Genomic DNA, 5182 nt, shown 5'->3' with positions numbered 1-5182 from the left:
CGAGGTCGGCTCCGAGGGCAAGCTCGGCGGTCAGGCGCAGGTGCGCGGGGTGGCCGGCACCTGGCGCGACCTGACCGACAACGTCAACTACATGGGCCCTTGCCGACCCGGACGCCGGGCAGCAGCGTGCTGCGGGATCCGACCCGGGCACCCGCGCCGACCCGGACCCGGCCGATGTGCACGACGTCGCCGTCGACCCAGTGGCCGCAGAGGTCGACCTCCGGCTCGATCGCCGCGCCGCGGCCGAGCTTCAGCAGGCCCGTGACCGGCGGTGCGGAGTGCAGGTCGACGTCCCGGCCGATCTTGGCGCCGAGCGCCCGCGCGTAGGTGGTCGTCCACGACGCCCCGGCGACGCCGGTCGCGCCGGTCAGCTCGGCGAGCCGCTCCGCGGCCCAGAGCCGCAGGTGCACGCCGCCGCCGCGCGGGTAGCTGCCCGGGCGCACGCCGCGCAGCAGCAGCCGCGCTCCCCCGGCCGACAGGGCGATCCGCCCGATCGGGCTGAACAGCAGCGCCCAGCCCAGCGCCACCCACCACCAGGACACCGCGGGCGCCCACGGCACCGCGACGAACAGCGCCAGCACGTTGCCCAGCGCGGCCACGACGGTCAGCCAGCGCAGCCCGACCAGCGCGAGCATCGGCAGCAGGAGCAGGCCCTGCAGGAACCCGGCCCGCCGCGGCGTCGGCCGGACCTCGCGGCGCACCGCCGCGGTGGTGTCGAGCGCGGTCAGCACGGCCGCGAGCCGCGACAGCCGCGGGTGCAGGTAGATGTCGGCGACCGAGACCCGCGGATACCGGCCACGGATCCACGCCACCAGCTGCGCCGCGGTCAGGCTGCCGCCGCCGTTGCTGAAGAAGTCGGCGTCCGCCTCGGTGGGGCGCACCCCGAGGATCTGCTCCCAGCCGCCGGCGAGCCACTCCTCGGTCTCGGTCAGCTCGACCGCGGCGTCGGCCGCGGCCGGCAGCGGCCAGGGCAGTGCGGCCCGGTCTACCTTGCCGGACGTACGGGTCGGCAGCGCGTCCACCACGGCCAGCAGCGGCACCAGCGCGGCCGGCAGTTGCTCGCGGATCCGCAGCGCCGCCGCCTCGGCGTCGAAGCCGGTGCCGTCGCGCGGCACCACGTAGCCCACCAGGAGCTGGTTGCCGGATGCGGTCCGCCGCACCGCGGCGGCCGCACCGGCGACGCCCGGCAGCGCCTGCAGCGCGGCGTCGACCTCGCCCAGCTCGATCCGGCGCCCGCCGAGCTTGACCTGCTCGTCGCCGCGGCCGACGAACAGCAGCCCCTCGGGCTCCGCCCGCACGATGTCCCCGCTGCGGTAGGCCCGGGTCCAGCCCATCGCGGGCAGCGCCGCGAACTTCTCGGCGTCCTTCTCCTCGTCGAGGTAGCGCGCCAGCCCCACCCCGCCGATCACCAGCTCGCCGGTCTCGCCCATCAGGACGGGCTCGCCCGACGCGTCGACGACCGCGAGCTGCCAGCCGGCGAGCGGCAGGCCGATGCGCACCGGGCCGGCGCCGGTCATCCGCGCGGCGCAGGCGACCACGGTCGCCTCGGTCGGCCCGTAGGTGTTCCAGACCTCGCGCCCGTCGACGGCCAGCCGCTCCGCGAGCTCCGGCGGGCAGGCCTCCCCGCCGAAGATCAGCAGCCGTACGTCGTCGAGCGCCTCGATCGGCCACAGCGCGGCGAGGGTCGGCACCGTGGACACCACGGTGATGCGCTGCCCGGACAGCCACGGGCCCAGGTCGACGCCGCTGCGCACCAGCGACCGCTCGGCGGGCACCAGGCAGGCGCCGTGCCGCCAGGCCAGCCACATCTCCTCGCAGGACGCGTCGAACGCCACCGACAGCCCAGCCAGGACCCGGTCCTGCGGGCCGATCGGGTCGGCGTCCCCGCCGGCCAGGAACAGGTGCGCCTCGGCGTCGACGAACGCCGCCGCCGAGCCGTGGCTGACGGCGACGCCCTTGGGGGTGCCGGTCGAGCCGGAGGTGAAGATGATCCAGGCGTCGTCGTCCGGGCCGGGCCGGGCGGGCCGGCCCCCGGGGGTACGGCGCACCGACACGTCCAGGCCGTCGCCGAGCACCGCGCAGACGCCCGCCTCGGCGAAGACGAGTTCGGCGCGCTCCTCGGGATCGTCCGCGTCGACCGGCACGTAGGCGGCGCCCGCCGCGAGCACGCCGAGGATCGCGAGGTAGAGCTCGGCCGTACCGGAGGAGACCCGGACGCCGACCCGGTCGCCGGCGCCGATCCCGAGCCCGGCGAGGGACGCCCGGACGGCGTCGACCTCGTCGGCCAGCTCGCGATAGGTCAGGACCGTCGCGCCGTCGTCGAGGGCGGCGGCGCCGGGGTGCGCGCTCGCGGTCTCGCCGAGGATGTCGACGAGCGTGCGGCGGACCGGGATCGAGGGGGAACGGAACACCGCCGGGCGTGGCAATGCGACGATGGGCAGGAACTCAATGGGTCGCAGATCGGTCGTCACGGTCACCGGGCGTGCACCATCTTCACCTCGCGGGTCAGCTTCAACCAGGCGTGCGGCATACGAACCCGCCCTGGGCAACGCTCAACGCTACGTTGCGCCTACGCAGAATGACCGAATGGCGAACGATTCGTGGCGACCAACACAACAGTTCACCCGCGACAAACACATCGAATCCGGATGATAGTTCGCCTTCCCGGGGCCGGTAACATCTCGTGCCGTGTCATATGACCTTGCGGTCTGGGAGGGCCCGCTGCGCCCGCCGAGCCAGGCCGCCGCGGACCGCGAGTTCACGTACGTGTGCGACCGGTACCTCAGCTCCGGCTCCACCGCGGCACCCACGGCACGCATCGCCGCGTACGTCGAGGCGTTGCTGGCCCGCTTCCCGGACGGCGAGGACGGTCCCTTGGCCACCTCCTCGCTGATGGCCGAGGCTCGCGGACCGCTGCTGTACTTCCCGATCGCGTGGAGCCGCGGCGAGGAGGTCGCGCAGTGGGCCGCCCGGCTGGCGGAGGAACACGGGCTGCACTGCTATGACCCGCAGTCGAACCGGTTGCTCACCACGCTTGCCGAGCGCTGGCGCTTCGAGCTGACCTCCGCGCGGGGAGTCCCGGCCTGGGACCCGGACGCCGAGCAGATTCGCCGGGTCCTGGTGAAGCTGTCCCGCAGGAACCACTACGCGCTGCTCACCCGGGCCGACGGCTGGTATGTCCAGGCCGGATACGGCGAGCAGGCCGGCACCCGGCCCGGCCGGTACGCCCTCGAACGGCAGGACGGCGCGCCCGATCGGCACCTCCGGGCGGAGGTGACCGACATCGAGGACGTCGTCCGCGCATTCGTCGGATTCACGAAGGGCGATCCCACCCTCGCGACCCGCTTCCCGTGGCAGCCGTACGCTCTCTGATCCCCAGCGGTCGGCTACCGTGCACCGGTGACGCTTCATGTCGAGGATGAGGGCCGGGGCGAGCCGGTCGTGCTGGCCCACGCCGGGGTGACCGACCGACGGGTCTGGGACGCCGCGGTTCCCGTGCTGCTCGCGGCGGGCTACCGGGTGATCCGCTACGACCTGCCGGGTCTGGGCCTGTCCCCGCGTCCCACCGGTCCACACTCGCTCGTCGCGGACGCGCTGGGCGTGCTCGCCGCGACCGGGGTGGAATCGGCGCACTGGATCGGATTGTCCCAGGGCGGCGCGACCGGCGTCGACGTCGCGCTGGCTCACCCCGAGCGGATCCGGTCGCTGGCACTGATCGCCCCGGGAATGTCCGGCTACGACTCGCCCCGCCTGCCCGGCCTGGACGACCGGATCGCCGCCTGGGAGCGCCGCGACGGCCACGGCCTGGCGCTGGAGTACCTGCGGTTGTGGGGACCGATGTCGTTCGACGAGGCCGGGCAGCCGCGCGCGGACGATCCGGCCGCCGCGGTGGTACTCGACCAGGCGGACTGGTTCCTGCAGGACGAGGAGGAGATCGAGGAGCCCGCGGCCGAGCCCCGGCTGGGCGAGATCGCCGTGCCGGCGCTGGTCGTGCTCGGCGACCGCGACGTCGAGTCGATCGCCGACATCGGCCGCCGGTACGCCGAGGGCATCCGCGGCGCCCGCCTGGTCACCCTGGCGCCCGCCGACCACCTGCTTCCGCTGCGGGTACCCGAGCAGTTGCACCCGCTGCTGCTGGCGCACCTCGCCGCGGCGTCGTGATGGGGCGGATCCTGGTGTTGCTGGCGGCGTCGCTGGCGCTTGCGGCCTGCACCGGATCGGCTCCCGTCCCGGAACCCGCCGTGGACACGGATTGCGGGACATTCGACGTGCCACTGGGCCAGACGCTGCCCGAATCCGCGACCCGGTGCCTGGTCGAGGCCGTGCGGGCCGAGCGTTCCGCCCGGCTGAGGGAGACCCGTTACACCGACGAGGGCGACCCGGTGCCCGTCACCTACACCGCCGGCGCCGGCGGGCGGGTGGAGGTCGTCACCGATTCGAGGCAGGACGCGTTCGGCGAGCGGAACGTCACGAGCCAGACGTGCACCGGGCTTTCCGTTGACGCGGGTCAGCTGAGCTTCGCCGACTGTTCCGAGCCGACGCCCACCCGGGGCTGAGGCTCATCAGGTAGGCAAAGTGTCAAAAGCGGGTAGAAACCGATACTACTGACATAGCCACATGTCGATGCCTTGCCCTCCCCGACGCCCGGCGCCAGGCTGGATTCCGGCCGGAAGTCCGCACACCGGGGGTGCTCCGACATGCTTGACAGGATCCGTGCCCGGCGTCGCCTCGCCGTCGTGGCCGCGCTGGCCCTGACCGCGCAGATGCTGTTCACGCCGGCCGCCGCCCGGGCACAGGCCGCCACCAACATGGTCATCACCTGGGCCGTCCACTCGGAGACCGCGGCCTACGAGGTGGCGCGCCAGCCTCCGTACGTCACCGGGCGCACCTTCGCGATGGTGCACGGCGCCGTCTACGACGCGGCCAACGCCGTCTCCGGCACCCCGTACCAGCCGTACCTGATCTCGCCGCGCGCCCGCCGCGGCGACTCGCTCGACGCGGCCGTCGCCACCGCCGCCTATCGCGTGCTGCTCTCGCTCTTCCCGGGGCAGGCGGAGTGGCTGGCCGCCGAGTACGACCGCTCCCTCGCCACGATCGGCGACGGGCGGTCCAAGCGCGGTGGCATCGCCGTCGGGGCCGCCGCCGCGGCCGCGATGATCGCCGCGCGGCGCAACGACGGCGC

4 protein-coding genes and 1 pseudogene are annotated in these 5182 nt (G+C 74.2%); 4 read left to right on the top strand and 1 reads right to left on the bottom strand.

The genetic code is table 11. The annotated features are described in order from the left end of the window. Window positions 1–83: 83 nt before the first annotated feature. The gene (locus tag AB0F10_RS44055; RefSeq protein WP_360640242.1) at window positions 84–2477 is read right to left on the bottom strand and encodes an amino acid adenylation domain-containing protein; all 2394 of its coding nucleotides are present in this window, start codon (window positions 2475–2477) and stop codon (window positions 84–86) included. A gap of 211 nt (window positions 2478–2688) precedes the next feature. Between AB0F10_RS44055 and AB0F10_RS44050 the strand changes: the two genes are divergently transcribed. From AB0F10_RS44050 to AB0F10_RS44035, 4 genes and pseudogenes are all read left to right on the top strand, one after another. Continuing rightward, window positions 2689–3372 carry a hypothetical protein gene (locus AB0F10_RS44050; RefSeq protein WP_360640239.1) on the top strand — a complete coding sequence of 228 codons (684 nt, stop codon included), beginning with the start codon at window positions 2689–2691 and terminating at the stop codon, window positions 3370–3372. Window positions 3373–3399: 27 nt separating this feature from the next. Further along, window positions 3400–4161 carry an alpha/beta hydrolase gene (locus tag AB0F10_RS44045; RefSeq protein ID WP_360640236.1) on the top strand — a complete coding sequence of 254 codons (762 nt, stop codon included), beginning with the start codon at window positions 3400–3402 and terminating at the stop codon, window positions 4159–4161. Then, window positions 4161–4556 carry a DUF4362 domain-containing protein gene (locus tag AB0F10_RS44040; RefSeq protein ID WP_360640233.1) on the top strand — a complete coding sequence of 132 codons (396 nt, stop codon included), beginning with the start codon at window positions 4161–4163 and terminating at the stop codon, window positions 4554–4556. Before AB0F10_RS44045 ends, AB0F10_RS44040 begins: the two co-directional genes overlap by 1 nt. Before the next feature lie 141 nt (window positions 4557–4697). Then, a pseudogene (locus tag AB0F10_RS44035) lies at window positions 4698–5182 on the top strand (PA-phosphatase); the annotation flags it as partial.

The organism is Actinoplanes sp. NPDC026623, assembly GCF_040638275.1.
Lineage (GTDB): Bacteria > Actinomycetota > Actinomycetes > Mycobacteriales > Micromonosporaceae > Actinoplanes.
This window is presented reverse-complemented; position numbering and strand designations above follow the sequence as displayed.

Coding starts and splice junctions, on each gene's coding strand:
- AB0F10_RS44040 (WP_360640233.1), top strand. CDS start 4,161: ATGGGGCGGATCCTGGTGTTGCTGGCGGCGTCGCTGGCGCTTGCGGCC.